Genomic DNA, 25,840 nt, shown 5'->3' with positions numbered 1-25,840 from the left:
TCTGGTAATGCGAGCAACACGCGCACAACGTCACGCTGACAAATCACCCTTGCTGGTTGGGTGGCCTTCGGCGCCACCCGGTTCGAGATCGGGGTCCACGTGATCGTGCTCAGGGGTGTACGGCCCTTCAGACGGGTGTTCTTTTCCCTTCGGAACCAGAGTCGGGTCGATGCTTCCATGCTCCCGCTCTTCCACTGTGCCGTCGGATTTGATCTTGACGTCTCCATCACCCAGCTTCTCGCGTCGCTGGTCCGCGCGTTCCACGGGATCGGACGGTTCCTGGTTCATGCTTTTCTCCTCTCTGGTTGATTGACGCTTCGTTCATGCACATCGAAATCGAGCAAAAGCGATACCCGCTTCGCTGCCGACGCTTCACACGAAGCGTTGCACGCGGATTGCTGTGCCGTAACAAGGCCCGCGGAATCGACGCGGGCTGTCGATGCAGGCAGCCATAAGCCGCGACGCTGCCAGACCTGAGAGAAGGAGAGTGCAGATGAAAGCAGTGGTATTTCACGGCATAGGGGACATCCGTCTCGACAATGTTCCCGATCCCAAACTCGAGCAACCGACGGACGCGCTCGTACGTCTCACGTCCAGCGCGATTTGCGGCACCGATCTGCATATGGTGCGTGGCACGTTGGGCGGCATGGTGCCGGGCACGATTCTCGGTCATGAGGGAATCGGCATCGTCGAGGAAGTGGGCCGCAGTGTGCGCAATCTGCGCCAAGGCGATCGAGTGCTGATTCCGTCGACTATCTCGTGCGGATATTGCTCGTATTGCCGCTCGGGCTACACGGCTCAATGCGACAACGCAAATCCGAATGGCGCAAGCGCCGGCACTGCATTCTTCGGCGGCCCGAAAACGACCGGCCCATTCCAGGGTCTGCAGGCGCAATACGCGCGCACGCCGCTGGCGCACGCGAGCCTGATCCGTTTGCCCGACGAAATCGACGACGATCGCGCGATCCTGCTCTCCGATATCTTTCCCACCGGCTATTTCGGCGCCCAGCTGGCGGGCGTTCGCACCGGCGATACGGTCGCGGTGTTCGGAGCGGGTCCGGTGGGCCAATTTGCCATTGCGAGCGCGAAGCTGATGGGCGCCGGCCGTGTGATTGCGGTGGATCGCATAGCGTCGCGGCTGGACATGGCTCGCACACAAGGCGCAGAAGTGATCAATTTCGACGAGGAAGATCCGGTGGACATGATTTTGCAACTGACCGGCGGCATCGGCGTGGATCGCGTGATCGATGCAGTGGGCGTGGACGCGGTGCGTGCCGAGCACGGCCCGGCCGCGCAGAATGAGCGCGACCAGCAACAGGCCTTCGACAAGGAAGTGAAGGAGATTGCGCCCGATACGAACCCCGATGGCGATAACTGGCGTCCGGGCAGCGGACCGTCGCAAGTATTGACGTGGTCGGTCAGAGCGGTGGCGAAAGCGGGCACCGTGTCGATCATCGGCGTGTATCCGCCGAACGACCGCGTTTTCCCGATCGGCGAAGCAATGAATCGCAATCTCGTCGTGCGCATGGGCAACTGCAATCACCGCGCGATTACGCCGCATCTCGTTGAGATCGTGCGTAACGGCTCGTTCGATCCGCTTGCCGTGCTGACGCAGCGCGAGCCGATCACCGACGCGATCGAGGCCTATCGCGCGTTCGACAATCGCGAGCCGGGCTGGATCAAGGTCAAGCTGCAGCCGTGAGCGGCGGGTCACGCCGCTACGCGCGGGAATTCGTCTTTCACATCGTCTTTCACACTCATCTCACTACAACCGCGGGCGAAAACGCCCGCAAGGACGCTTGTTTCCAACTATGACAGTCGACCAACGGCTTCGCAGCATGCGCAAGACCATGCGTGACATGTTCGGTATCGTGCGCTTGCGCGCCGGTCAGGAGGACATTATCCGCAGCGTATTGCAACACAAGGACACGCTTGCCACGATGCCGACGGGCGCGGGCAAGTCGCTTTGCTATCAGTTGCCGGCGCTGCATCTCGAGGGCACCACGCTCGTCGTGTCGCCGCTGATCGCGCTCATGAAAGACCAGGCAGACAAACTGCTGGCCGCTGGAATCGACTGCACGCTCGTGAACAGCACGCTGCGTAGTCGCGCCGAGCGCGAAGCGCTGGAGCGGATTGCGGCAGGCGAGAGCGGCATTGTGTTCGTGACGCCGGAGCGCCTGGCGCAACCGGCCTTCATCGAAACGTTGCGCGCGCGCCCCGAAAACCGCGTTGGACTAGTGGTGGTCGACGAGGCGCACTGCGTATCGCAATGGGGACACGACTTTCGCCCCGCGTTCCTGCAGATCGCGGCTGCGGTAAAGTCGCTCGGTCAGCCGCCGGTGCTTGCGTTGACCGCCACGGCCACGCCGCGCGTGCTCGACGACATCGTGCACTCGCTGGCATTGCGCGAACCGCGTGTGGTTCGCACTGGCACGTATCGCGAGAATCTGCGCTATCGCGTCGTGCAGGTCAGCACGGCGGGAGGCAAGGACGGCGCAGCGCGCGCCGTGACCGCCAAGCGCGAGCAATTGTCGAAGCTGATTGCATCGCTCAGCGGGACCGGCATCGTCTACGCGGCGACTGTGCGCGACGTCGATCGCATTTACGGCTGGCTCACGGAGGCAGGCGAGTCGGTCTCGCGCTATCACGGTCGAATGGCGGCTGACGCTCGCGAAGAGGCGCAGGAGCAGTTCATGTCGGGCGCCACCCGTTTGATGATCGCAACCAACGCGTTCGGCATGGGCATCGACAAGGCGGACATACGCTTCGTGATCCATTACCAGATTCCCGGCAGCCTCGACGCTTACTATCAGGAAACGGGACGCGCGGGCCGCGACGGTGAGCCCGCCGATTGCGTGCTGCTATTCGATCTGAACGACCGGCGCATCCAGCAATTTTTCCTTGCGGGACGCTATCCGAGTGTCGAACTCGCGCAGCGTGTGTATGACACGCTTGCCGCGCGTATTGCCGACGAACCGAAGGGCGTCACGCTGGCCGCGCTCAAGCAGGCATTGCCGGATGTCGGTGCGGGCAAGCTGGAAGTCGCGTTGAACATGCTGGTCGACGCCCGCGTGGCCGGCCGCGACCGGCAGCGTCGCTATCGTCTGCGAAGCCGCGAGGGCGCGAAGGAATCCGCGCGCGACGCGGTTGCCAATGCCGCGGCGCAATTCGAGCAGATGAGCGCGCACGACAGGGAAACGCTGCAGCAGATGATCGACTACGCGCAAACGGGTCAATGCCGGTGGCGCGCGATTCTCGACTATTACGGCGACTCGCCTGCCGCCGAGCGCTGCGGCGTCTGCGACAACTGCGTGAATCCGCCGCAGATCGACATGGCGTCCGACGCTATCGTTGCACCGGAGACGCACGCGAATGAAGTTGCACAACGCAAGCGCGAGAATGCGCGCAAACCACGCGTCTGGACTCCGGGCGATGCCGTGCGCGTGCCGCGCTATGGCGCCGGTGAGGTCGCACTAGCGAGCGGCGAGCAGGTGGCCGTGCAGTTCCCCGACGGCAGCACCCGCACGTTTCTGGCGAGTTACGTGAGGGCGGGGCGCTGATCCGCATGCGCTCCAATCGAGGCAACGTCGGCAGTCGCTTCCGACGATGCCTCGATCCGCGCACGGAAGTAGCGCGCGGTCTCTTTAAGTCCGTCGTCGAGTGAGGTTTTTGGCTGCCAGCCGAGCAGCTCGCGCGCGCGTGAGATGTCCGGCTGACGATGCCACGGGTCGTCGGTCGGCAGCGGATGCAATTCAAGCGGCGAATTGGAGCCCGTAGTCGCCACAATCCGTTGTGCGATTTCGCGCATGCTCACTTCGTGCGGATTGCCGAGATTGACCGGGCCGCCGGGATCTTCGGCGGTGTTCATCAAACGGATGAACGCGTCGATCATATCGTCCACGTAGCAGAACGAACGCGTCTGGGAGCCGTCGCCATACAGCGTGATCGGCTCGCCGCGCAGCGCCTGCATCATGAAGTTCGACACGACGCGGCCATCGGCGGGATGCATGCGCGGTCCATACGTGTTGAAGATTCGCGCAATGCGAATGGAAAGCCCATGTTGACGGCGGTAGTCCATGAAGAGCGTTTCAGCGCAGCGCTTGCCTTCGTCGTAGCAGGAGCGCGGTCCGATCGGATTCACGTGGCCCCAGTAGTCTTCTTTCTGCGGATGCACGAGCGCATCGCCATACACTTCGCTCGTCGATGCCTGGAAGATTCTTGCTTTTACGCGCTTGGCGAGTCCGAGCATGTTGATCGCACCGTGCACGCTCGTCTTGGTGGTTTGTACCGGATCATGCTGATAGTGAATCGGCGACGCAGGGCAGGCGAGGTTATAGATTTCGTCGACTTCCACATAGAGCGGAAATGTCACGTCGTGACGCATCAGCTCGAAGTTCGGGCAATCGAGAAGATGCGCGATGTTGTCCTTCGTGCCCGTATAGAAGTTGTCGACGCACAGCACGTCGTGGCCTTGCGTCACGAGCCGCTCGCACAGGTGTGAGCCGAGAAAGCCGGCGCCGCCTGTGACCAGAATCCGCTTGCGGGTAAGTTCTTTCATGTTGCGTGGTCCTAGTCGTCTTACGATTGTTCGGCGCAAGCCGCGCCGATCGGTGGCCTACGCGGTCACTTGCAGCAGCGCGTCGTGCCAGTCCTGCGCGAAACGGTCGATGTGGAACCGCTCCTGCGCCGTGCGTCGCGCGCCCTCGCCGAGGCGCCTGGCTTCCGCAGGATCGCGCAGCAGTTCGTGCATTGCGTCGACAAGCGCATTCACGTCTGTATGCACGAAGCCGTTTTCGCCATTGCGGATCACCGTCGCCAGTTCGGTAGTCGCGAGGCCCACGATCGGCATGCCGATCGTCATCGCCTCTACGATGGCGAGGCCGAGACTGGTCCAGCGGATCGGATTGAAGAAGAAGCGATAGCGCGCGGTGAACGCGGCGAGATCCAGATTGCCGACTTCACCAATGCCGTCGAGCCGCTCGGCGTCCATGCCGACCAGGTCGAGCGGCACGCGCGTGCGCACGTCGGCGAATACGTCGGCACCGAGGCGCCGGCCGCGCTGAGCGAGATGATTCACGACGACAATGCCGCGCTCCAATTCGCCGGTATAGCGCACGCCTTCCGGTACCACCACGCCATGTTCGATTACGCGCGTAGGCGTCACGCCGCAATCCCACATCAACTGATTGAAGTGCGTGACGTGAACCAGCAGCGTGTCCGGATCGTCGACCCAATGCCATTGCTGGAACGGGTTTTCCTGCGGCGGATCGTGTTCGATATACACGCGCGGCAAGCGGCGCTGCGCGTCGCTCAACACATGCTCGCGGTCGTATTCCCAATGCGTCTTGTGCTGATACAGGATCACGTCGAACTCCTGATCCGGCACGTCGTCCGCATTGATTTCGTGGACGTTGTCGCCCCACGGCAACACGCCGACTTTGCCCGCATAACCAGGCGGATGACCCGGCTTCGTCACCAGATAAAAATCGTGCGGCGCCTGTGTCAGGTAGTACAGGTAGTTGCCGTGCACGTGCCATGTCAGCACACGGAGACGGCGGCAGTTACGCAGCATGGTGCAACTCCTCGAAGGATCCGGTTTCGGCATGCGTATGCAATGCGCAGGCACTGGCCGGATGCGCGCCGCGAACTTCGGCCAGTTGGGCGCGCGCCGTCTCGACGACGCGGTCCACGCCGATGTTCAGCGCACAAGGGTGGCCGTAAGGACACTCGCGGAACATGCACGGGCGGCACGGCGGATAGTCGGCAAGCACGCGGTGCCGCTCGTGATCGAGCGGCGCCCAACGTTGCGTGTCGCTGCCCGACGCGACGACGACGGACGCGGTCGCCATGGCCGCGGCGATGTGCGAAATGCCCGTGTCGTTGCAGACGACGAGTCGCGCGTGCGCGACGAGCGCAGCCAGTCCGCCGAGCGATGTCGAACCGGCGAGGTGCAACGCGGGCGCGGTCATCGCGCCGAGCACCGCGCCGGTCAGCGAAGCTTCCGCCGCTGTGCCGGTGATGGCGATCTGCCAGCCGTCGGCGGCGAGGCGGTCGGCGACTTCCGCGAAACGCTCGACCGGCCAGCGGCGCGAGGGCAATTGCGCACCTGGATGAACCAGCACGAGGCGCTCCGCTTCGATGCCGTGCGCGGCCACTAACGACGCGTATTCGTCGCCATCCCGCTCGCAAAGAGGGAACGACAATTGCCGCTCGGTGGTTTCGGCGCCGAGCGCACTCATCAATGCAAGGTAGCGCTCGGGTTCGGGCAGGTCGTCTGGCCAGTCGATAAACACGCCTTCACGCGGCCGCTCGTCAGGTTGTACGAAGCCCGCATAGGCGTTGGCACCGAACTCAAGCAGCAGATCGTTCGCAATGCCGCCGCTGCCATGCAGCTGGATTGCGAGATCGAAGCGTTGGGCGCGCATCCACTCACGGAATGCGGGCAGCCCTTCGTCCGTCTCGGGTTGCTCGGGAAAGCCTGCGGCTCCAGGAAAGACGATCAGTTCGTCGACGAGATCGGCGTAGCGCTCGACAAACGACTGCGCCCACGGCAAGCCGATCAGCGCGATATGCGCTTGCGGCGCGGCCGCGCGCAGCGCTCGCAGCGCGGGCACCGAGCAGAGCATGTCGCCCAGTTGCAACGCACGGAAGATCGCTATGCGGCGCGGCGCGGCAGAGGCGATGAACGAGTCTGCATTCATAAGAAGAACACCTTGTAACGTACAGCGCCGTAGAGCCGCCAGAAGATCGACAGGAATGGAATCGGGATGGACGTCCACGCCATTTCGGCAATGTGGCGCAAGCTGCGGTCCCTCCCGCGCAAACGCATTGCGCAGAAATACGCCGTCAGTGCGAACCACGCCAGCACCGCTAGCGTCACGGTATTGCCATCGCCCACGAAAATGCCGACCAGCGCGGCCAATGCGGCGCAGAGAATGAGGTAGTACAGCAACGGAGGCGACGAGCGAATCCGCGTTTTGAACAGTTCAGGGTGCTTCTTGTAGAGCAGCGCGTCGAACTGACTCTTTTTCTGCTGCGAGATGCTGACGCCCCAGCGCGCGGGGCGCACCGGGTGCACGACCACCGCATCGCTTGCGCGCACGATCTTGCCGCCCGCTTGCAGCAGCGTGAACTGCAAATCGGAATCTTCGCGCCACGCCGAGGTGAAACGCTCGTCAAAGCCTCCTGTCATCGTCAGAAAGCTGCGCGCTACGAATACGTTCGCGGTCGCGAATTCCGCACGCTCGAGGCCGCTCGCATCCGCCTCGTAGTCGGTCGGCGACGAGGGCAGCGGCACGACGATCCGGCCCGCGGCGGCGGCCGCCCCTTGGCGAATCGCCGCAAGCCCTTCTTGCAGCCATTGCGGATCGGGCAGCGTGTCGTCGTCGGTAAAGGCGATTACCGGCGAGCGCGCGTGTTGCCAACCGGCATTGCGCGCGCCCGCTGGGCCTTGCGTGCGAGTCACCGGCACGTAGCGCACGGCGAGGCCGCGCTCTGCCTGCTCGCCGGCAATGCGCGCGACGCATGCGCGAGTCGCTTCGTCGGGACCGTCGTCGCAGACCACGATCTCGTAGCGATCTGCGGGAAAGTCCTGTTCCGTCAATGCGCGAAGACACGACGCGAGCATGTCGGGCCGCCGATAAGTCGGCACGACCACCGACACGTCGAGGTGCGCGAGCAGCACGCCCGGATACCCGGCCGCAATCGGCTCGGCTTCGCTATGCGGATTGCCGAAGCTGCCTCCTACGTCGATCGGTCGCGTAGCGGATGGACTCATGCGCCGCCCCGCGCTTTCTCGACGACGAAGGGGCCGATCACGAGCGCGTCGAGCGGCGATGTCCAGAACGACTCCACCGCATCGCGGGGCGAATTCACCATCGGCTCGCCGCGCGTATTGAATGACGTGTTGACGAGAATCGGCACCCCGGTGCGCTCGTTGAACGCGGACAGGAGATCGTAGTAGAGCGGGTGCTGCGAGCGGTTCACGGTCTGCACGCGCGCGGTGCCGTCCACGTGACGCACTGCCGGAATGCGCTCGGCCTTGTCGGCGCGCACGTCGAACACGAACAGCATGAACGGTGCAACCTGGCCGTTCACGAACCATTCGCTCGCATGTTCTTCCATGACGACCGGCGCGACTGGGCGGAAGTCCTCGCGATCCTTGATCTCGTTGAGCTTCGCCTGCATGTGCGGATCGACCGGCGAGGCGAGGATCGAACGTGCCCCGAGTGCCCGCGGACCGAACTCGGTGCGGCCCTGATACCAGCCGATCACCTTGCCGCTCGCGAGCAGGTCGGCGGTCTCGCCGGCAATGTCGTTGAGCCGCCGGTACGGCACCTTCGACCATTGCAGGAACTGCTCGATTTCCTGTTCCGGATATTCGGGACCGAGGTACGCGTGGTCCATTACCCAATGACGCTTCCGATCGCCGCGCTCGCCGCGCTCGCGAGAATCGATCCACAACGCTGCGCCAAGCGCGGTGCCCGCGTCGCCCGCTGCGGGCTGGACCCACACATCATCGAAAGGACCTGCGTCGCGCAGCTTCGAATTCATCACGCAGTTCAATGCGACGCCGCCTGCCATGCTGAGCTTGCTCAAGCGGGTTTTCTCATGCAGCCAGCCCGCGAGTTGCAGCACCGTTTCTTCGAGCACACGCTGCAACGAATGAGCGATATCGAAGTGGCGCTGTTCGAGCGGGCCGCCGCGTTCGCGTGCCGGACCGAAGCGTTGGACGAGGCGCGGGGCGTCGACCGTATAGCTGCCGTCGCCGCGATAACGCACGATATCGCGGAACACGTCGAGGTATTCCGGCTTGCCGTACGACGCGAGCGCCATCACCTTGTACTCGTCGGACGAATGCAGGAAGCCGAGCCAGTCCGTTACCGCTTCATAAAGCAGTCCGAGCGAGTGCGGCAGTTCGACCTGCTTGAGCCGCGTGTATTTCCCGTCGACGAACTGGCCCATGCTGGTCGTCACGCCTTCGCCGCGGCCGTCCATGGTGAGCACCGCCGTATTCTCGAACGGGGCGGCGAGAAACGCGCTGGCCTCGTGCGCGAGGTGATGGTCGACGAAATGCCACTTGAAGCCGTTGTCGCGGTCCACACCCTGAAAGCGCTTGCGCAAATGATGCGGCGCGCCGTCGAGCAACTGGCCCTTGGCGTTCGCGATATAGCTGAGAAAGAGCGGGTCCCACGGCGATGCAGACGGGTCGGACAGACGCGTGTTCGCGGGATCGAAGGGCAACTCGATAGTCGCGCCGGGACGCTTCGGCATGCCGCTAAAGAGGCTCGGATCGTATGAGTAGGCCACATGATCGACGTCGGCCAGCGTGATGCCGGCGGCCTTCAGGCAGTAATCGATTGCGTCGAACGGCAGTTGCCAGGTCGAGAAGGGCACGGGGCGCTTCGCATGCTTGACGTGCGTGAAGCGTTCGTCTTCGGCGGCGGCGAGCACCACACCGTCGCGCAGCAGGGCTGCGGCGCTGTCGTGATAGACGGCATTGATTCCGAGTGTGTACATGGGCGTTCGCAGTAGGAGTGGGTTTCAGGGAGCCACGGGTTCATCGGCGAGCGGCGGCGCCGCGTCGCTGTGGTGGGCGTTGAATTCGATAGCGTCCGAGCGGTGAGCGTCGGAGTCGACGGAGGCTGCGCGAGTTCGTGCTTCGGCACGCAACTCGAGCGCCGCTTTCACGACCTCGCCGGGCGTGACGCCCAGCAGGCACGCATGATGATGCTGAGGACACACGCTGCGGTAGCACCAGCGGCATTCGACATCGCGAAACAGCACGCGATTCGGCGTCTGCCACGGCGTGTGCTGCGGATTGGTCAACGCATATAGATCGACGACCGGCGTGCCGAGCGCGGACGCGAGATGCACGGGTCCGCTGTTGTTCGACACCAGCACGCTCGCTTGTTCGATCAGCGCTGCCAGTTCGCCTAGCGTGAGCGCGCCGCTCATATCGTGCAGTTGTGAGCGAACTCGCGGCGCAGCGGCGGCGATCACCGCGTCGACGAGAGGACGCTCGCTCGCACTGCCGGTGATCAGAAGCGGCGCTCCGGTTTCGGTGGCAAGGCGCGTCGCGATCTGACCGAAGCGCTCGGGCGGATAGCGCCGCGATGCGGCGGTTGCGCCGGGGTGCAACACGATGCACGGCGTGCCGGTTGTTGCGCCGCTGTGGATGCCTCTCGCGGCAAACTGCTCTGCAAGCGTTCGCCGGTCCGACTCATGAACCGTGAAGCGCATACGCGTGTCGGGGGCTTCTGCGCCGACCTGGCGCACGAGGTCCAGTTGCCGTTCCACCTCATGACGGGTGCGCTGCTGCGGCTCCGGTTCACGCAGCCAGTCTGTCAGCAACTCATACGGATTCTCACGGCAATGCGCGAGGCGCCGTGGAATGCCCGACAGATGGCACAGCATTGCCGCGGGCAACGGGCTCTGGCTATAGACCGTGAAGATCACGGCGGCATCGAAGCCGCCGCGCCGCAATCGTTCCTGCATGCGCTGATCGTCGGCGAGCGAACGCGCGCTCGTCGGCGGATTCGCAACCCACGGCGCTTCGTATTCGATCACGTCATCGACATCGTCGAGAAACGGCGCGAGTGCAACGCCGCTGCGCGACGCAAGCAGCGTGATGTGGCGGCCGGGTGAGGACTCGCGCAGTGCGTGCAGCGCGGGCGTGGTCATCAGCACGTCGCCGAGATTGTCGAGCCGCACGCACAGAATGCGCTTGATCTCCTCGCCCCAATGCTCAAGCTGCGGGCTGTCGGGCACGCGAGCGTGAGCGAGTGTCGGCTGGGTGATCAGCAGCGGCGCATTCATTGAGCGGTTTCCTCGCCGGCGGGCGCGGGCGGCGCCGCTGCTTCCATAGCGTTTGCGATGATCCGGGCAGCCTCGTGCAGATCCGCGGCGCGCGCGGTAGGAACGCGCTGAGGTCCTTCTATCCACTCGGTCTCATGGCCGTTGTCGAGCAGAATCGTGCGGCATCCGGCACGATTGCCCGCTTCGACATCGTCGAGAATGTCGCCGATGAACCAGCTGCGCGCGAGGTCCAGCCGATGCTCGCGGGCTGCGCGCAGCAACAGGCCTGGCGCCGGCTTGCGGCAATCGCAGGCGGTCGAATAAGGCGCAACGGTGCCGTCCGGATGATGCGGGCACCAGTACGCGCCGGAGAACATCGCGCCGGATTCGGCGAACATGTGCGTGAGTTCGGCTTCCACGTTCTTTAGCGCCGCTCGCGGGAATTTGCCGAGTGCGACGCCTGACTGATTGCTGATCACGAACAGCTCGAACGGCTGGGTCGCGAGCAGCGTCAACGCTTCGCGCGCGCCCGGTGCGAGGCGCATCAGCGAAGGGTCTACGTTGTAGGGCACGTCCTCGAGCAACGTGCCGTCTTTGTCGAGAAATACAGCGGGTCGCAGCATGACGAAGGCGGTGTAGAAAAATGTGGGCGGAATCGCCGCAAGCGGACCATGCGTCCGCACCGGCTCGACATAACTGGCTGCGCTAGCAGCGCTGCAATGCTGCGCGGCGCCTAACGGAACGATGCGCCGGCCGCTGCTCGCAGCGGAACTTCCACGCGGTCTTCCGTGGCTTTGGCGGGCACGAGCCGCGCGGTGCGCATATAGATCTGCGCGAGCGATTCGCCCACACCGCGCCATGTGAACTCCTTGCGCGCGCGTTCGACGCCTGCTTCGCCCATCCTCCGAGCGAGCGCGGGGTCGCGCCGCAACTGGTTCAGGCGCGCGGCGAGCGCGGCCGGATCGCGCGGCGGCACGAGAAAGCCGGTGATGCCGTCTGCAACCGAATAGCGGATGCCGCCGACATCGGCGCCGATCACCGGCGTGCCGCAAGCCATCGCCTCGACCGGTGTGATGCCGAACGGCTCGTACCAGGGCGTCGTCACGAACACGTCTGCCGCGCTGTAGTAGTAGCGCAATTGCGCGCGCCCGCGCCGTCCCACGAAAATGGTTTGTTCAGCTACGCCGCATTCACGCGCGATGCCGCGAAGGCGCGCGATTTCCGGCGTGGCCTTTTCATTCGGCGCGTCGGAATTGCCGCCCACCACGTAGAGTTGCGCAGAGGTCCGGAAGGCTTTCTTCAGTACACCCACGCCGCGAACGACGTTGTCGATACCCTTACGCTGCACGAGCCGTCCGAGCTGAAGCACGGTGAACTGGTTTTGCTGCCAGCCGAGTGCGTCGCGAGCGGCTGCACGGTCCATCGGGTGAAACTCGTCGGCGTCGAAACCGCACGGCACGATCTCGATGCGCGCGGGGTTGGCGTGGTAAAGCTCAATCAGGTCTGCTTCATCCTGCGGGCATTCCGCGACCACCACGTCGGACTGCGCGACGAGGTCGTCTTCGATTGCGAAGCGCTCGTCTGGGAAGCCGTCGCTCGCGCCCTGGTGTATCCGCCGAACACGGCCGAGCGCATGAAACGTCGTGACGAGGGGCACGCCGAGCGCGGCTTTGACCTTCAATGCCGCAAGGCCCGACATGAAGAAGTTCGCGTGCATGACGTCGTATGGCGTTTTCTCGCGGCGGAAGAACTCGATCAGGAACGCGGCGAACTCATCCATGAAGGGCAGCAGCAGTTCTTTCGGCAACTGCATCGGTGGCCCTGCGGGGACGTGGATCACGCGGACGCCCTCCATGTCGGATATGAGCGGTAGCAACGCGCGGTCGCGCCGCGTGAACACATCCACTTGATGGCCCATCTCTGTCAGTTCACGCGCAACATTCGCGACATAGATGTTTTGTCCTCCGCTGTCGACGCCTCCGGCGACGGCGAGGGGCGAGGCGTGTTCACTGATGAGGGCGATCTTCATTGAGATTCCTTCGCGGAGATTGGCATTAGCGGGGGTGTCCATGGCGCGTTTTGCTGAGCACTCTTATGCAATTTCACGCAATACAACGCTGTTATCCGGCATCAGCATGCGCTGTGCCTATGCGCTGCGAGTGACGCGCGAAGCGCAATGCGGTGTGGGGTGCGGACAAGCGCTGTAGCGTTCCCTTTTTTCGCGCAAGGAAACGGTGTGGCGTTCCCTTTTTCTACAAGCGGCCATGTAAGTTCGATCACCGTCACCAACGTAGACGAGAATATTTTCTTCAACGCGCGGCTTTCATCGCGTGCCGCTAATGTGTCGTCTATGCTAAGTTTTGTCCGGCGGCGGGCGCAGGGTTTGCTGTGAGGTGTGCTCCGCTGTGTGGGCATTACTGCCCCTGGCGCACGTGCCCGACATGCACGTTGCTCGTCGCGCCGCTTTGCGAATCCGCTTCGTGGAATCTAATGCCGGGTTGCAGTTCACGCGCTGCCGCGGCCTTCTCAGGACACCATGCCGAACTCCGCAACGCTGCCCCGTTCCCAGTTGACCCGCCGCATTGCCGCCGACCTGATGCGAGCAGTCTGGCGTTATCGCAACCAGACCGTCGCTGCCTTGCTGCTGATGGTTGCCGCGAAGCTCTCCACCGTTCTGATTCCGCTCGTGCTCAAGCATGTGGTGGACGAGCTGGGGCACCCGGTCGCGCAGGCGCTGTTCCCAGTGTTCCTCGTGTTGGCTTATGCATTACTGCGTTTTCTCGGCGATGCATTGAATGAAGCGCGCGACGTGGTGTTCAGCATTGTCACGCAGCGCACTGTCGCCGCATTTACCGAGCGGACTTTCGCGCATCTGCATCGCATGAGTGCGCGCTTTCACACGAAACGCGAGACCGGCGCAATAGTTCGCGACGTGCAAAAGGGCGCCGACGGCATCGGCTTTCTGCTCGGCGTCGCGCTATTTACGATTGTGCCGACCGCGTTCGAGATTGCGACCATCGTCGCGATCATGGTCCACAATTACGCGCGCGAATTCATGATCGCGATTGCGGCAACCTTCGTTTGCTATGCGGCATATACATTCGTGTTCACCCGGCGGCGCGTTGCGTTCCAGCGCGCGGTGAATGCTCTGGAGGCGCAATCGGATGGCCGGCTCGTGGACAGTCTGCTTAACTACGACACGGTCAAATACTTCGCCACCGAAGACACGGAAACGAAGCGGTTGTCGGTCGTGCTCGACAAGTGGGTGCACGCCAGAACGGCGAATCAGCGCGCGCTGACGGCGCTGCACGTAGGGCAGAGCGCGGTGATCGCGTTCGGCATTGGCGCAATCATGCTGCTCGCGGCGCAGCACGTGGTGGCCGGAAGCATGACTGTCGGCGATCTGATTCTGGTCAATGCGTACATCATCCAGATCTGCATGCCGCTGAATACGCTCGGCTTCGTATTTCGTGAGACGAACGACGCGATGGTCAACGTCGAGCGCATGTTCGAAATACTCGCCGCGCGTGGGCGCGTTGGCGAGGATATCGACGAACCGGCCGCGAAACCGCTAGTGGTGAGCGCAGGGCAAATCTCGTTCGAGCACGTGGACTTCGGCTACGACCCGGCTCGGCAGATTCTGCGCGACGTGGACTTTCATGCCTACCCTGGCAAGACGCTGGCGATTGTCGGCGGCAGCGGGTCGGGCAAGTCGACACTCGTGAAGCTACTCTTTCGTCTTTATCAGCCAAACAGCGGCAGGATTCTTATAGACGGACAGGACATCGGTCACGTTACGCAAAAGAGCCTGCGCGAAGCAATCGGCATCGTGCCGCAAGACACGGTGCTGTTTAACGAAACCATTGCCTATAACATCGCGTACGGCAGGCCTTCGGCAACGCGCGCGGATGTGGTGCGGGCGGCGCGCGCGGCACAACTCGACGAATTTATCGAACGTCTGCCAGATCATTACGACACCCGCGTCGGCGAGCGCGGTGTGCGGCTCTCGGGCGGCGAGCGCCAGCGCATTGCCATTGCACGCGCCATCCTGAAGGACCCGCGCATCATCGTATTCGACGAGGCGACCTCCGCGCTCGACACGCGTTCGGAACGCGCGATTCAGACGGAGTTGACGCGGCTCGCGCAAGGCCGCACGTCGATCGTGATCGCGCACCGGTTATCGACCGTGGTCGACGCCGACTGGATTCTGGTAATGGAGCATGGCCGCGTGGTCGAGCAGGGCACGCACCGCGAGTTGCTCACGCGTGAAGGCGTGTACGCGAAGATGTGGTCTCTGCAATGGCAGCAGGGCGAACTCGAGCACGCGCAACGCAAGCTCACTGCGCAGTCGGTCAGCCTCGCGGCGCTGATGGCCGGTGTGATCGACGCGTTGCACGACGAAATTGCCGCGCAGCGGGTGACGCTGTATCCGCAGATCAGCGACAACGATCTGCGAGTGACCGGCGACCCGAGCGTGCTGCAACCGCTGATCGCCGAGCTGTGCCGCAATGAGATCGTGCACGCGAGGCCGGGGCAGCGCATCGAGCTTCGCGTCGAGCGGCATAACAATCAGGTGTGGGTCACGGTACTCGGCATGGGCGAAAAGCCCGCTGAACTGTCGCAAGCGGCCGCTCGCTATATGGAGGAAGCGCTGGCTGCGGCGGGCGGCAGCTTCACGCTAATGACGCTCAACGGGCGGCTCGCCTATGTCGCCATGCTGCCTTTGCGTCCGGTGGCCGACGCTGATTCACGTGCCGGTTCGGCGGCAATGCCGTTGACCTCGGAAGTGGACGGCGCGGCGCCGCTAGAAGGTCTCTTTGTCATGGCTATCGACGACCAGGAAGACGCGCTCGACGCATTAGAAGCGGTGCTTGTGTCGAGTGGCGCGCGCGTGCGAACCGCGTCGTCGGGCAAGGAGGCCCTGGACTGGTTCGCCGCCACACCGACCACACAATGGCCGCACGCGTTGCTATGCGACATCGTGCTCGCGGACGAAGACGGTTATGACGTACTGCGCCGTTTGCGACGTCTGGAAGCCGATCGGCAACTGCCGCTGCAGGACCGCGTGCCAGCGATCGCGATCACCGGCTACGCGGTGGGGGAAGACCGTATGAGAGCGCAGATGGCCGGTTTCCAGGCGCATCTTTCGAAGCCGGTTGCACCTGAAAAGCTGATAGGCGAAATTCGCAATCTGGCGATGGCGTCCGCACGCACGGGCGTATGAAGCGGGAGGCGGTGCGCGTTCGCCGCGCGCATGTGCGCCTCTCCACGTCCTGCGGCTCAGGTACGCGCGTCGACCTTGCTTACGGTTGGCTTTGGGCGGGCGGTGGCCGGCACCGGCGCCGCCATTTGACGCTCGCCCGTGCGTACCCGTTCGCGCATGCTCAGCACCTGAGCCGGTACTGGCGTGCGGTGTCTCAATGCCCATGCGAGCCCGCGCAACAGCGGAACGGCGTCGCGCGCGAGGGTGCCTTCACGTGAGAACGTCGCGAGCGCATGCATGGTCGCGCGGCTCGCCTCGGGCCAGGGCAGGCGCAGGCACGCGATCCACGCGGCATTACGCGCGAGTGTGCGGCGCCGCATGCCGCTATCGCGTGACGGCGACGGATGATGGTGCACGGTCAATTGATCGCAATAGACAATCGAGTGCCCGGCTGCCAGCACGTCCAGCGCGACGAGTTCTTCTTCGCCGCCGATAAAAAGGCGCGGCTCGTAGCCGCCCAGTTGGCGAAACAGCGACGTGCGAAAAACGCATGCGCCTGCCATATAGCCGATCAACGAGGGGCCCGGCAGCCCTTCGCTGCCGAGCGGACTTGCACGCATGACCGAGCAGGTCGGGTCCGTGAGGTTATCCTCGCCGACCACCACGCGCGCGCTCAGTACGCCCGCGTTCGGCCACGCATCGAGCAGTTGCACCGCGCGATCGAGGGAGCCCGGCTCCCACCACGTGTCGTCGTCGCAGAAGGCCACGTAGTCCGTGCCGACGTACGCGGCGGCGCGATTACGTCCGGCCGCGCCGAGATTCGCCCCGCATTCGACGATGCACACAGTGGGAAAAAGCGCCTTCACGAGCGCGACGGTGTTATCGCTGGAGCCGTTGTCCGCGACAAAAATGGGCGGGTTTTCGGGAAGGGCGAGTAGGCGCTCGAGAGTGGCCACAAGCTCATCGGCGCGGTTGTACGTCAGAACGACGACCGAAATGCGCCGGGAAAGCGATTTTTTTTCCATGCGGTTCTTTATTCTTGACGAGGCGATGCCCCGTTCAAGCAATCGGTGTGCCGTTCGCTTTCAACTAGCTTGAGGCTCTTTGCAGCCGCCAATACTTTTCGGTTGAATAAAGGGAGCTTTGCCCCTGTGGGCCAAATGCGCGCAACTGGCTCGCGTAGGCGGCGATAGCTTCTCGCTTGATCTGCTCATGCGCGCTGAATGCATTGACCGGTGCGCTCACGTCGGTAGAGGGGGACAGCGCGTAGCCGCGTTTCGTCAGTTCTTCAATGCGCTCCGATACCGCTTCTTGCCTCTGCCTATACGGCACGTCTTCATAGGCATGAAATGCGGTGTCGGGCATGACGTCGATCAGCGCGAGACATGCGTCCGACACTAAGGTGTGGTCGGAATGGAAGATGCCCTGCGGGAAGAACACGTTGTCTGGACTGTGCTCGTTGAGCGTGCGGCGAAGCGCTCCGGTCAGATCATCGGGGCTCGGTGTCAACAGGTATTGCGCATCGCAGAAGGACAGATGTACCGGCTGTGCGCCGAGCTTTTGCAACGCCCGAATGTCCTCCTGCTTGCGCGTCTGCATTGCCTCAAACGCATCCGTGAAACCGGATTGCCGGTCCCAGTCAGTGGACATGTTCTCCGGCGGCGGCGCGGTGAACACCGTGCAAACAATGGCCGATGGATTAGCTGCGAGAAGCAGCCCGCAACTCAAAACGGCGTCGTCGAGATGTGGAGAAACGACGAGCAAACGGGCGCGCGATTGCATCATTTTATGATGGACTTGCTTAAAGACGAAAGGAACAGATGGCGTGCAAATAGCGGGCCTGGTTCTGAAACATGACCTGAAGCTAACAGGAATGACCTTTGCAAACCGGTGGGAGTATTGTTTCCGATGAGCCGAAAGGATCAGCATGACAGACAACGACAAAACCGCCACCGAGCGGCGCAGGCTCGGCGGCTGGCTGCCATCGAACGAAGAGCATCTCGCGCAATATCGCACCGACCTCGCGGAGAAAGCCCGCGCTCGCGCGATGCATGCGCCGCGAACGTCGGCGGTAGAAGATCTGGCCGCGCTTCTGAGCGGCGACCCCGTACTTCGCATGGATATGACGCGTGCAATCGATCAGGCCCGCGACGCTGGTTATGTGCTCGGCTATACGTCAATAGACGAGTTGATGGTGATCATCGATTACGTAATGACTTATGCGCCGCCGTTCAGCGAGACCAGTCTGATTCACTGCCCATTGAATGCGGTGCTGGACTGGCCGATGTGCATGCCGTCCGGCTACGCGTTGTTCCGCGACCCGGCATTGAACCAGCGGCTTAAACGCGTGCTCAATTGCTGGTGCGGGTTCCTGAGCGGGCCGCATTCGCGGGAACACCTGAATACCTCGGCGCCGAATGGATGGTTTTCGCCCGAGGCCGATGAGCAGATCGGCATGTCGCAGTTCGTTTGCGATACCGACAAGCCGTATTGGGGCTTCTCGTCATGGAACGACTTCTTCACGCGCCGGTTCCGCGAGGGCGTACGGCCAGTCGATCAGCCGGATAACGACAAGATCATTGTCAGTGCCTGCGAGGCGGCTCCGTATAACATCCAGACAGACGTCAAGCTGACCGATACCTTCTGGATCAAGGCACAGCCTTATTCGTTACTGGATATGTTTTCTGCTAGCCAGCGCGAAATTGCACAGTGCTTTGTCGGCGGCTCGATCTATCAGTCCTTTCTCAGTGCATTCAATTACCACCGGTGGCATGCGCCGGTAAGTGGCGTCATCAAGAAAGCGTACGCGCTGGACGGCACCTATTATTCCGACGCCGATTCGGAAGGCCGCGACGCCGGCGGTCTGAACGATTCGCAGGGCTACATTACCGCGGTGGCGGCGCGCGCCGTGATCGTTATTGAAAGCGACGATCCTGCGATCGGTCAGGTCGGCTGTCTTTTCGTCGGCATGGCCGACGTGTCATCGTGCATGATAGAGGCGTTGCCTGGCCAGCGCGTCGCCAAGGGCGATGAAATAGGCTTCTTCCAGTACGGCGGTTCGACCTGCTGTCTCGTCTTCGAACCGGGTGTCATCAGCAGCTTCGTGCCGCAGCCTCCTTTCGACCACCCGCCGCCAGTCAAGGTGAATGCACACATCGCGACCGCGAGTTAGTCCTCGCTGCGGACGCCTATGATTCTTAAAGAGCGTGGAACTGATGTTCGAATGCCGCGAAGCGCAATGCGCTTCGCGGCATTTTTTCTTCTTGATCGCGGGGCAGCCCGCCGCGGATAAACGCTTAGCCCGGCTGCTTACCCGAGCCAAGATCGGCGCCCGTCATCGGATCCGATTCCGTATCCGATGCGGTCCTCTCGGCCAGCGCGCCTAGCACTTCGACATCAGCTTGCGTCACGTTGACCGATGGCAGACCGTCGCCGCCATCCACTGCCGGCTGCGGTGCCTCGACGAATTCCCATTCCGGGCCCTCGTTCCACGGACCGCGTGCGTCGCCTTCGCCAGCCGACATGTTGTAGTACACGTTTGTAAATTCCGGAACACCCGGCAGCTTGCCTTGCGGGAAGTTGGGCTGAATCGAGTGCAGCGCTTTCTCGAACGACTTCTGGTGAGCGATCTCGCGCGTCATCAGGAAACCGAGCGCTTCCTTGATGCCCGGGTCGTCCGTGACATTCAGCAGGCGCTCATAGACGATCTTCGCGCGCGCTTCGGCAGCGATATTCGAGCGCAGGTCGGCGGTCGGTTCGCCAATCGTGTCGATGTACGCAGCCGTCCACGGTACGCCCGCGGAGTTCGTGAGCGCAGGTCCGCCGCCATACAGCAGCGCGGTGGTATGCGAGTCGTTGCCGCCGCCTGTCAACGAGCGATACAGCTCTGCTTCCTGCTCGACGCCTTCGGCGAGTTGGCCTTTCGCGCCCTTGTTCAACATAGCGACGATGGAGCCGATTACTTCAAGGTGACTCAGTTCTTCAGTAGCGATGTCGAACAGCAAATCCTTGCGGCCCGGGTCGTCTTCAGCGACGGCCTGAGTGAAGTACCGGCACGCGGCCGCTAACTCGCCTTGAGGTCCGCCGAATTGCTCGAGCATCAGATTGGCGAGGCCCGGATTGGGGGCGGCGACACGCACGGTATATTGAAGTCGTTTGTTGTGGACGAACATTGGTTTCTCCGCTGAGTATGGTTGGAAAACTTTCGACTGCACGCTTCCTTGCGCATCCCGCATACCTGAGCCATTAAATCGTCACAACGCGCGTGCCGATGTTCTGGCACACGCGTTGCGGATTGCAGGGCTCCTAACCACTACCTTGGGAGTTGCACATGACACAGCGAAAGACCATCGACGATCTGTTCGTTCACATGCTGTCGGATATCTACAGCGCCGAGAAGCAGTTGACCAAGGCATTGGCGAAACTCTCGCGTGCTGCGTCCGATCCGCAATTGAGCGAGGCGTTCAAAATGCACCTGGAGGAAACGCAAGGACAGGTGGAAAGAATCGATAAGGTTGTAGAAACGAGTGGCGTGAAGTTGAAAAGAATGAAGTGCGTCGCGATGGAAGGCTTGATCGAGGAAGGGCAGGAGCTGATCGACGAAATGGAGAAAGGCGCAGTGCTCGATGCCGGTCTGGTCGCCGCCGCGCAAAAGGTGGAACACTACGAAATCGCCGCATACGGCAGCCTGTGCGCGATCGGAAAGCAGCTGGGTTTCACCGATGCCGTCAATCTGCTGAAGGAAACGCTGGAAGAAGAGAAGGCGACGGATTTGAAGCTGACCGAATTCGCTGAGCGAGCCGGCAACGAAAAGGCGAAGCAGCAGAAGTAAGTGGGGAAGTCCCGCCGGCTGAAAAGCGACGCGGGACTGAGAGAGCGGTTTTGATCGTGTGCTCCGGCCCATTCAAGGGCCGGTTTTTTTGCGAGCCACGCGCGCCGCATGACCCGCGACAACTCCGCGCGTCAGGTTTTGTCGCCGACCGCACGGCTGCCGACTGCGTCGAGCTTGCCCTGCAGTTCCATCTTGCGCTGCGCGATTTTCTGACCCAGTCCCTTCACATTGAGATTGGCCTTTCGCAATTCCGGAAACAGTTCGTTCTCTTCTTCTTCCACATGATGTTGCACCATTTCGCTCATCACTTTGAACGTCGCGTCGAAGCCTTTGTCGCCGGCCTTGAGCGTTTCGAATTTGCTGATCAGTGTCTTCACGAGAAAGTGCTCGACGTACGCTTCCTCCACGTCGACCACATCGCCTGACGGCAGCGCTTCAGCCGCAGCGGGGTAGAGCAGTTCTTCTTCGATGATGGTGTGAATGGTGAGCTCTTCGCACGCGCGCTGCGCCAGCGTGGCTTTCGCTTCCAGATCGTCTTCTTTAGTTTCTTTGAACGCGGTGAATAGTCGCTCGACGGCGCGATGATCCGCGATCAGCAGTTCGAGTGCATCGTCTGTATTGGGGTTCGGTTGTTTTTCGGGCATGTCGCTCTCCGTGTTGAAACGCCGCCTGGCGGCAGGTTTGAACGGGGTAACGCAAGCACTGTGCCCATGCGCCGCAGTTTAGTTTTTGCTCTTGCGCGGTGCTGCAGCGTTCAGCAGCGGATTGAACGCTGCTGTTCTCTTCGGCTGCCGCGTGGGCGAGTCGGAGTCTCTCTTTTTGTTTTTGGCGGTGTCTTTCGCTTTGTCTTTCACGTTCGCGGCACGGCCGCGCCGCGTAGCGCGAGCACTGCCGGACAATTGCTGCGCCAGTTCTGCGCTGTCGTCGTCCTGGTCCGCGGATTCTTCTTCGTGCTCGTCTACGTCCTCCGCCGCGCTCGCAGGATTTTCAGTTCGCGATACGCCGGCTATGTGCTCGATTACCGACAGGAAGGATTTGCTCGCCGAACGTAAAGATTCGCCTGGCAGCATGGTGAGAACGACCACTTCGTGAAGCGAGCGTCCGTCGACGGTGCGTTGAGACGGTTTCGTGTCCCAGTCGGTGTTCTCTTGCGCGAAAACGGCCAATAGCCGTTCGAGGACAGCGGGCGATAGCACGCCGCCGTCGTACAGGCTGATGATTGCGCGCTCGGCAAGAGCGAACGGCGAAGCGGAAGTTTTAGGCATCGTTTTGTGCTCCTCGCCGGGCGCGCTGTTTCGACGATCTGTCGCCGGTTAGGCGTTTTGCCTTGCTTCGCTTCCCTTCAGCTCACCGTGCCGATGCGCATGCGTGGCCGCGTATTTGAGCTCGAAGTGCGCACCTTTGCCGCTGCGCGTAGGCGGAAAATGTTCTCCCTCCACGCACGTTACTTCGAAGGTGTCTTTGCCGTGGTCGTGAACGACTGAATAGATGCCGGAGGTCTTGACGAGTTCGCCGGGCTTGAACGAGTTATCTCCTGCCATTGTGAAACTCCGTGGGTAAGTAAGCGACAAGCTTCGTCATGCAACGCTCGTGCCACGCGCCAGCTGCGCTCAGAACGCCCGCAATGGACTCGACCTCCGAGCGGGCCCCATCGGACTGCTCTCTTCCAGAAGTATCTGAACGATGCCGCGAGTCGACACGCTGACCCATGCCGAACGAACGTCTTTCACGCTGACCCAGCGGCATCGGCTGATTTCATTGCTCGGTATCGGCTCGACGTCGTCGGGAATACGCGCGGCAAATACATAGTGTCGAGTGCGGGCGCCCCAGAACTCGAAAATGTACTGGAGCGGGATGCCGCTCATTTGAGTCTCTTCAAGAAGCTCGCGAGCGGCCGCGTCGAACGCGGGCTCACCGATCTTGCATCGACCGCCGGGCAGCGCCCACCGGCCGTTGGATCTCGCGACCAGCAGGATGTGATTAGCGCGCAGGCAAAGGACGGTGGCTCGATGCTTCATGACATTTCGGGGTAATTGTGCGACTTTGGCACACGTTGCATGTTGCATGCCTTGCCGATGAGTCCACCGGGAACTGTAAATGCTACTTGCACAAACGGCGCTTTCGGCCAAACGGTCGGTTTTTCTCGTGTAATCCAATTCGAATCATTGTCTGTAGAGGTGGTGAATATGTCGAAGCCACATCGGTTTCCGCCCGCACTTGCCGTCCCCGCTGTCGTCTTCATCATCATTGGTCTGGCGCTAGCTGGGGGCGGAGTCCCGCTCGTCGCGCTGGGTGGCTCGTGGTATTACGTGGTGACCGGGATCGCGATTGCGCTGACCGGCGTGCTGATCAGCATTCGCCGACGTTCGGCGCTATGGCTATTCGCGCTGATTCTGTTCGGTTCGACGATCTGGGCCGTGGTGGAAGCGCGCTTCGACTTCTGGCAATTGTTGCCGCGCTTGTGGGTGTGGCTTGTACTCGCTCTGTGGCTATTGCTGCCGCCCGTCACACGCAAACTTGTGTTCGGGCCACCGGCCGCGCATCGCGAGGGCGTCGTGCCGTTGACTGCCGCCGTGGTCCTGACCGTACTTCTCGGCCTCGTCACAGCGTTCAATCATCCGTATGATCGCGCGGGCACCCTGGCTTCCACTGCCGCTCCACCCACTACACCAATTGCCGGTGACGCGAACCGGCAGGCGGCCGACTGGACCGACTACGGCGGCTCGCCGCTCGGTCAGCGCTATTCGCCGCTTACGCAAATCACACCGGAAAATGCGGGGCAACTGAAAGTGGCCTGGCAATTCGAAACAGGCGACAAGCCGGGCCCGGGCGACCCCACCGAAACTACCGATGAGAACACGCCGATCAAGGTCGGCAACAAGCTCTTCCTTTGCACGCCGCACAGTATCGTGATCGCGCTCGATCCGGCGTCGGGCAAGGAACTCTGGCGATACGATCCGCATATTCAGAGTCCCGTTGGCTTCAAGCACTGGGAGCATATGACTTGCCGCGGCGTGTCATATCACGACGACGCGATGTATCCGGCAAATGCCGCGGTAGCAGCGGCGGATAATGCGGCGGCTTCATCAGCGGCTTCAGCGCCGACTGAAGGCGCGGCTGCGAGCACTGATGCGAGCGCTGCGGCTTCGAATACCCAAGCATCGGCCTCGGCGCCTGCGGCGGATGGCGCATCAGCGACCACTGACGCGGCCAACGGTGCATCTGCATCGGCGGAATCAACGCAATCGGCATCCGCCGCCACGGCCGCCAGCGATACGTCGGCTGCGACCCAACAGACGGCCGCCGCTGCCGTGAGCGCCGAATGTCCGCGCCGCATTTTCCTGCCGACCGCCGATGCACGATTGATTGCGCTCAATGCCGACACGGGCCAGCCATGCACGCACTTTGGCAATAACGGTCAAATCGACCTGCGCACGAATATCGGTCCCTTTACGCCGGGCGGTTATTACTCGACGTCGCCGCCCGCGGTAACTCGCGATCTGGTCATTATCAGCGGCCACGTCACGGATAACGAGTCGACCAACGAGCCGTCGGGAGTCACCCGCGCGTTCGACGTGCACGACGGTCATCTCGTGTGGAACTGGGATGCGGGCAATCCAGACGAGACCCAGCCGATTACCGGCAATCAGACGTACGTTCGCAATTCGCCGAACATGTGGTCGGTCTTCAGCGTGGATGAAAAACTCGGCATGGTGTATCTGCCGCTCGGCAATCAGACACCCGACCAGTGGGGCGGCCTGCGCACGCCGGCTTCGGAGAAGGTGGCGGCGGGCGTCGTTGCACTGGATCTCGCAACCGGCAAGATGCGCTGGAATTACCAGTTCACTCACCACGATCTATGGGACATGGACGTAGGCGGCCAACCTTCGCTGATCGATCTGCAGACACCCAGTGGCGTGCAACCTGCGCTGATCGCATCGACGAAACAGGGCAGTTTGTACGTGCTGAACCGCGAGACCGGCAAGCCGATCGTGCCGATCACGGAAGAACCGGTGCCCCAGGGCGCGGGAACAGGCGATCACACTTCGCCTACGCAACCGTTCTCCGCGCTGAACTTCAAACCGCCGAAAGTGCGCGAGCGCGACATGTGGGGCACCAATCCTTTCGATCAGCTGTGGTGCCGCGTCAAGTTCAAATCGCTGCGATATGACGGCATGTTCACGCCGCCGTCCGAGCAGGGATCGCTCGTATTCCCGGGCAATTTCGGGGTGTTCGATTGGGGCGGCATTGCGGTGGACCCGGTTCGGCAAATACTGATCGCGAACCCGAGTTACATGGCTTTCACATCAAAGCTGGTGCCGCGCTCGCAGATTCCGTCCGATAACGGAGAGAAGAAGGGCAGTGAAACGAGCGGCATCAAGCTCGCTCGCGGCACGCCTTATGGATTCGAGCTCAATGCGTTCCTTTCGCCGCTCGGCATTCCATGCCAGGCGCCGCCGTGGGGATATGTCGCGGGCGTCGATCTGCGCACGAACCACATTGTGTGGGAACACAAGAACGGCACCATCCGCGATAGCGCGCCGTTGCCCATTCCCATGCCGCTCGGCGTGCCGAGTCTGGGTGGCATGATCACGACTGCCGGCGGTGTGGCATTCCTCTCCGGCACGCTTTATTACTATCTGCGCGCTTACGATGTACGTACTGGCGACCGGCTGTGGCAAGCCCGCTTGCCCGCAGGCGGGCAGGCAACGCCAATGACCTACGCCGACAGCAACGGCAAGCAGTATGTGCTGGTCACCGCGGGCGGGCACGGCTCGCTCGGCACGAAGCAAGGAGATTACGTGATCGCGTACACGCTGCCCTGAAAGAGCGTTTGAGGATCGCGCGCGAGCGGGCGCCGCAGGAGCGTCGCGGTTAAGGCCCGCCGCGCGCTTGCGACAGGCGCGCGAGTTTCTGCGTCAAGTAAGCGAATGCACTCCAATGTGCATCCGGTTGAAAACGTTACGCGTCGGCGCGCAAACATTCCAGCCGCCGCGGCGCGCGCAGAA

At 62.4% G+C, this 25,840-nt stretch carries 22 protein-coding genes; 6 read left to right on the top strand and 16 right to left on the bottom strand.

All coding sequences use genetic code 11. The features are described 5' to 3' along the window. Window positions 1-30: 30 nt before the first annotated feature. The gene (locus J2W46_RS10715; protein ID WP_084166866.1) at window positions 31-288 is read right to left on the bottom strand and encodes a hypothetical protein; all 258 of its coding nucleotides are present in this window, start codon (window positions 286-288) and stop codon (window positions 31-33) included. A gap of 205 nt (window positions 289-493) precedes the next feature. On the opposite strand from J2W46_RS10715, the gene J2W46_RS10710 reads away from it, so the two are divergent. Both J2W46_RS10710 and J2W46_RS10705 read left to right on the top strand, forming a co-directional pair. Further along, window positions 494-1,702 carry a zinc-dependent alcohol dehydrogenase gene (locus J2W46_RS10710; protein WP_087753811.1) on the top strand — a complete coding sequence of 403 codons (1,209 nt, stop codon included), beginning with the start codon at window positions 494-496 and terminating at the stop codon, window positions 1,700-1,702. 109 nt (window positions 1,703-1,811) lie between these two features. Then, complete coding sequence (locus tag J2W46_RS10705; RefSeq protein ID WP_310353510.1) at window positions 1,812-3,560, top strand: RecQ family ATP-dependent DNA helicase; 1,749 nt, start codon at window positions 1,812-1,814, stop codon at window positions 3,558-3,560. Here the strand turns inward: J2W46_RS10705 and J2W46_RS10700 are convergent. The 8 genes from J2W46_RS10700 to J2W46_RS10665 form a co-directional block, all read right to left on the bottom strand. Further along, window positions 3,539-4,558: a UDP-glucuronic acid decarboxylase family protein gene (locus tag J2W46_RS10700; protein WP_310353509.1), complete on the bottom strand. Its 1,020-nt coding sequence runs from the start codon at window positions 4,556-4,558 to the stop codon at window positions 3,539-3,541. The two genes, J2W46_RS10705 and J2W46_RS10700, sit on opposite strands and share 22 nt — an antisense overlap. A 57-nt stretch (window positions 4,559-4,615) precedes the next feature. Then, complete coding sequence (locus J2W46_RS10695; protein WP_020068323.1) at window positions 4,616-5,572, bottom strand: glycosyltransferase family 4 protein; 957 nt, start codon at window positions 5,570-5,572, stop codon at window positions 4,616-4,618. After that, window positions 5,562-6,701: a glycosyltransferase family 9 protein gene (locus tag J2W46_RS10690; protein ID WP_310353507.1), complete on the bottom strand. Its 1,140-nt coding sequence runs from the start codon at window positions 6,699-6,701 to the stop codon at window positions 5,562-5,564. Before J2W46_RS10690 ends, J2W46_RS10695 begins: the two co-directional genes overlap by 11 nt. Continuing rightward, entirely contained in the window at window positions 6,698-7,777 is a 1,080-nt protein-coding gene (locus J2W46_RS10685) for a glycosyltransferase (protein WP_310353504.1), read from the bottom strand. The genes J2W46_RS10690 and J2W46_RS10685 overlap by 4 nt, the downstream gene beginning before the upstream one ends. Next, window positions 7,774-9,519 carry a carbamoyltransferase family protein gene (locus J2W46_RS10680; RefSeq protein WP_310353502.1) on the bottom strand — a complete coding sequence of 582 codons (1,746 nt, stop codon included), beginning with the start codon at window positions 9,517-9,519 and terminating at the stop codon, window positions 7,774-7,776. The genes J2W46_RS10685 and J2W46_RS10680 overlap by 4 nt, the downstream gene beginning before the upstream one ends. Before the next feature lie 24 nt (window positions 9,520-9,543). Next, a complete protein-coding gene (waaF, locus tag J2W46_RS10675) occupies window positions 9,544-10,818 on the bottom strand; it encodes a lipopolysaccharide heptosyltransferase II (protein ID WP_310353501.1) in 1,275 nt (424 codons plus the stop codon). Next, window positions 10,815-11,420 carry a D-glycero-alpha-D-manno-heptose-1,7-bisphosphate 7-phosphatase gene (locus J2W46_RS10670; RefSeq protein WP_310353499.1) on the bottom strand — a complete coding sequence of 202 codons (606 nt, stop codon included), beginning with the start codon at window positions 11,418-11,420 and terminating at the stop codon, window positions 10,815-10,817. The genes waaF and J2W46_RS10670 overlap by 4 nt, the downstream gene beginning before the upstream one ends. Before the next feature lie 110 nt (window positions 11,421-11,530). Beyond that, complete coding sequence (locus J2W46_RS10665) at window positions 11,531-12,826, bottom strand: glycosyltransferase family 4 protein (protein WP_310353497.1); 1,296 nt, start codon at window positions 12,824-12,826, stop codon at window positions 11,531-11,533. Window positions 12,827-13,333: 507 nt separating this feature from the next. Here J2W46_RS10665 and J2W46_RS10660 point away from each other — a divergent pair. Beyond that, entirely contained in the window at window positions 13,334-16,021 is a 2,688-nt protein-coding gene (locus J2W46_RS10660) for an ATP-binding cassette domain-containing protein (RefSeq protein ID WP_310353495.1), read from the top strand. A gap of 56 nt (window positions 16,022-16,077) precedes the next feature. On the opposite strand, the gene J2W46_RS10655 is transcribed toward J2W46_RS10660, so the two are convergent. Together J2W46_RS10655 and J2W46_RS10650 are read right to left on the bottom strand one after the other, a co-directional pair. Continuing rightward, window positions 16,078-17,025: a glycosyltransferase family 2 protein gene (locus tag J2W46_RS10655; RefSeq protein ID WP_310353492.1), complete on the bottom strand. Its 948-nt coding sequence runs from the start codon at window positions 17,023-17,025 to the stop codon at window positions 16,078-16,080. 64 nt (window positions 17,026-17,089) lie between these two features. Beyond that, on the bottom strand, window positions 17,090-17,929 hold the full coding sequence (locus J2W46_RS10650; RefSeq protein ID WP_374726818.1) for a PIG-L deacetylase family protein: 840 nt from the start codon (window positions 17,927-17,929) through the stop codon (window positions 17,090-17,092). Here J2W46_RS10650 and J2W46_RS10645 point away from each other — a divergent pair. After that, window positions 17,928-19,172 (top strand): phosphatidylserine decarboxylase family protein, encoded by a 1,245-nt coding sequence (locus tag J2W46_RS10645; protein ID WP_310353487.1) that lies wholly within the window; start codon window positions 17,928-17,930, stop codon window positions 19,170-19,172. The two genes, J2W46_RS10650 and J2W46_RS10645, sit on opposite strands and share 2 nt — an antisense overlap. A 124-nt stretch (window positions 19,173-19,296) precedes the next feature. On the opposite strand, the gene J2W46_RS10640 is transcribed toward J2W46_RS10645, so the two are convergent. Beyond that, window positions 19,297-20,172, bottom strand: a complete 876-nt coding sequence (locus J2W46_RS10640; protein ID WP_020068334.1) for a manganese catalase family protein — start codon at window positions 20,170-20,172, stop codon at window positions 19,297-19,299. Between the two features lie 158 nt (window positions 20,173-20,330). Here J2W46_RS10640 and J2W46_RS10635 point away from each other — a divergent pair, with 158 nt between their 5' ends. Beyond that, on the top strand, window positions 20,331-20,831 hold the full coding sequence (locus J2W46_RS10635) for a YciE/YciF ferroxidase family protein (RefSeq protein WP_020068335.1): 501 nt from the start codon (window positions 20,331-20,333) through the stop codon (window positions 20,829-20,831). Window positions 20,832-20,962: 131 nt separating this feature from the next. Here J2W46_RS10635 and J2W46_RS10630 read toward each other — a convergent pair whose 3' ends face one another. The 4 genes from J2W46_RS10630 to J2W46_RS10615 form a co-directional block, all read right to left on the bottom strand. Then, window positions 20,963-21,475, bottom strand: coding sequence for a hemerythrin domain-containing protein (locus tag J2W46_RS10630; RefSeq protein ID WP_310353485.1), 513 nt, complete (start codon window positions 21,473-21,475; stop codon window positions 20,963-20,965). Between the two features lie 78 nt (window positions 21,476-21,553). Continuing rightward, window positions 21,554-22,096: a hypothetical protein gene (locus J2W46_RS10625; RefSeq protein ID WP_310353482.1), complete on the bottom strand. Its 543-nt coding sequence runs from the start codon at window positions 22,094-22,096 to the stop codon at window positions 21,554-21,556. 48 nt (window positions 22,097-22,144) lie between these two features. Beyond that, window positions 22,145-22,372, bottom strand: a complete 228-nt coding sequence (locus tag J2W46_RS10620) for a hypothetical protein (RefSeq protein WP_310353478.1) — start codon at window positions 22,370-22,372, stop codon at window positions 22,145-22,147. 69 nt (window positions 22,373-22,441) lie between these two features. Then, a complete protein-coding gene (locus tag J2W46_RS10615; RefSeq protein ID WP_310353477.1) occupies window positions 22,442-22,849 on the bottom strand; it encodes an NUDIX hydrolase in 408 nt (135 codons plus the stop codon). A gap of 168 nt (window positions 22,850-23,017) precedes the next feature. On the opposite strand from J2W46_RS10615, the gene J2W46_RS10610 reads away from it, so the two are divergent. Next, window positions 23,018-25,657, top strand: a complete 2,640-nt coding sequence (locus tag J2W46_RS10610; protein ID WP_310353475.1) for an outer membrane protein assembly factor BamB family protein — start codon at window positions 23,018-23,020, stop codon at window positions 25,655-25,657. The last annotated feature ends 183 nt before the right edge of the window (window positions 25,658-25,840 follow it).

It is taken from the genome of Paraburkholderia strydomiana (genome assembly GCF_031456815.1).
Lineage (GTDB): Bacteria > Pseudomonadota > Gammaproteobacteria > Burkholderiales > Burkholderiaceae > Paraburkholderia > Paraburkholderia caledonica.
This window is presented reverse-complemented; position numbering and strand designations above follow the sequence as displayed.

Bases quoted from the DNA above. Each gene is read 5' to 3' on its own strand.
- J2W46_RS10715 (WP_084166866.1), bottom strand. From the start codon at position 288: ATGAACCAGGAACCGTCCGATCCCGTGGAACGCGCGGACCAGCGACGC.
- J2W46_RS10690 (WP_310353507.1), bottom strand. From the start codon at position 6,701: ATGAATGCAGACTCGTTCATCGCCTCTGCCGCGCCGCGCCGCATAGCG.
- J2W46_RS10685 (WP_310353504.1), bottom strand. From the start codon at position 7,777: ATGAGTCCATCCGCTACGCGACCGATCGACGTAGGAGGCAGCTTCGGC.
- J2W46_RS10635 (WP_020068335.1), top strand. From the start codon at position 20,331: ATGACACAGCGAAAGACCATCGACGATCTGTTCGTTCACATGCTGTCG.
- J2W46_RS10710 (WP_087753811.1), top strand. From the start codon at position 494: ATGAAAGCAGTGGTATTTCACGGCATAGGGGACATCCGTCTCGACAAT.
- J2W46_RS10620 (WP_310353478.1), bottom strand. From the start codon at position 22,372: ATGGCAGGAGATAACTCGTTCAAGCCCGGCGAACTCGTCAAGACCTCC.
- J2W46_RS10650 (WP_374726818.1), bottom strand. From the start codon at position 17,929: ATGCTGATCCTTTCGGCTCATCGGAAACAATACTCCCACCGGTTTGCA.
- J2W46_RS10655 (WP_310353492.1), bottom strand. From the start codon at position 17,025: ATGGAAAAAAAATCGCTTTCCCGGCGCATTTCGGTCGTCGTTCTGACG.
- J2W46_RS10665 (WP_310353497.1), bottom strand. From the start codon at position 12,826: ATGAAGATCGCCCTCATCAGTGAACACGCCTCGCCCCTCGCCGTCGCC.
- J2W46_RS10645 (WP_310353487.1), top strand. From the start codon at position 17,928: ATGACAGACAACGACAAAACCGCCACCGAGCGGCGCAGGCTCGGCGGC.
- J2W46_RS10610 (WP_310353475.1), top strand. From the start codon at position 23,018: ATGTCGAAGCCACATCGGTTTCCGCCCGCACTTGCCGTCCCCGCTGTC.
- J2W46_RS10660 (WP_310353495.1), top strand. From the start codon at position 13,334: ATGCCGAACTCCGCAACGCTGCCCCGTTCCCAGTTGACCCGCCGCATT.
- J2W46_RS10630 (WP_310353485.1), bottom strand. From the start codon at position 21,475: ATGCCCGAAAAACAACCGAACCCCAATACAGACGATGCACTCGAACTG.
- J2W46_RS10625 (WP_310353482.1), bottom strand. From the start codon at position 22,096: ATGCCTAAAACTTCCGCTTCGCCGTTCGCTCTTGCCGAGCGCGCAATC.
- J2W46_RS10700 (WP_310353509.1), bottom strand. From the start codon at position 4,558: ATGAAAGAACTTACCCGCAAGCGGATTCTGGTCACAGGCGGCGCCGGC.
- J2W46_RS10695 (WP_020068323.1), bottom strand. From the start codon at position 5,572: ATGCTGCGTAACTGCCGCCGTCTCCGTGTGCTGACATGGCACGTGCAC.
- J2W46_RS10670 (WP_310353499.1), bottom strand. From the start codon at position 11,420: ATGCTGCGACCCGCTGTATTTCTCGACAAAGACGGCACGTTGCTCGAG.
- J2W46_RS10615 (WP_310353477.1), bottom strand. From the start codon at position 22,849: ATGAAGCATCGAGCCACCGTCCTTTGCCTGCGCGCTAATCACATCCTG.
- waaF (WP_310353501.1), bottom strand. From the start codon at position 10,818: ATGAATGCGCCGCTGCTGATCACCCAGCCGACACTCGCTCACGCTCGC.
- J2W46_RS10705 (WP_310353510.1), top strand. From the start codon at position 1,812: ATGACAGTCGACCAACGGCTTCGCAGCATGCGCAAGACCATGCGTGAC.
- J2W46_RS10640 (WP_020068334.1), bottom strand. From the start codon at position 20,172: ATGTTCGTCCACAACAAACGACTTCAATATACCGTGCGTGTCGCCGCC.
- J2W46_RS10680 (WP_310353502.1), bottom strand. From the start codon at position 9,519: ATGTACACACTCGGAATCAATGCCGTCTATCACGACAGCGCCGCAGCC.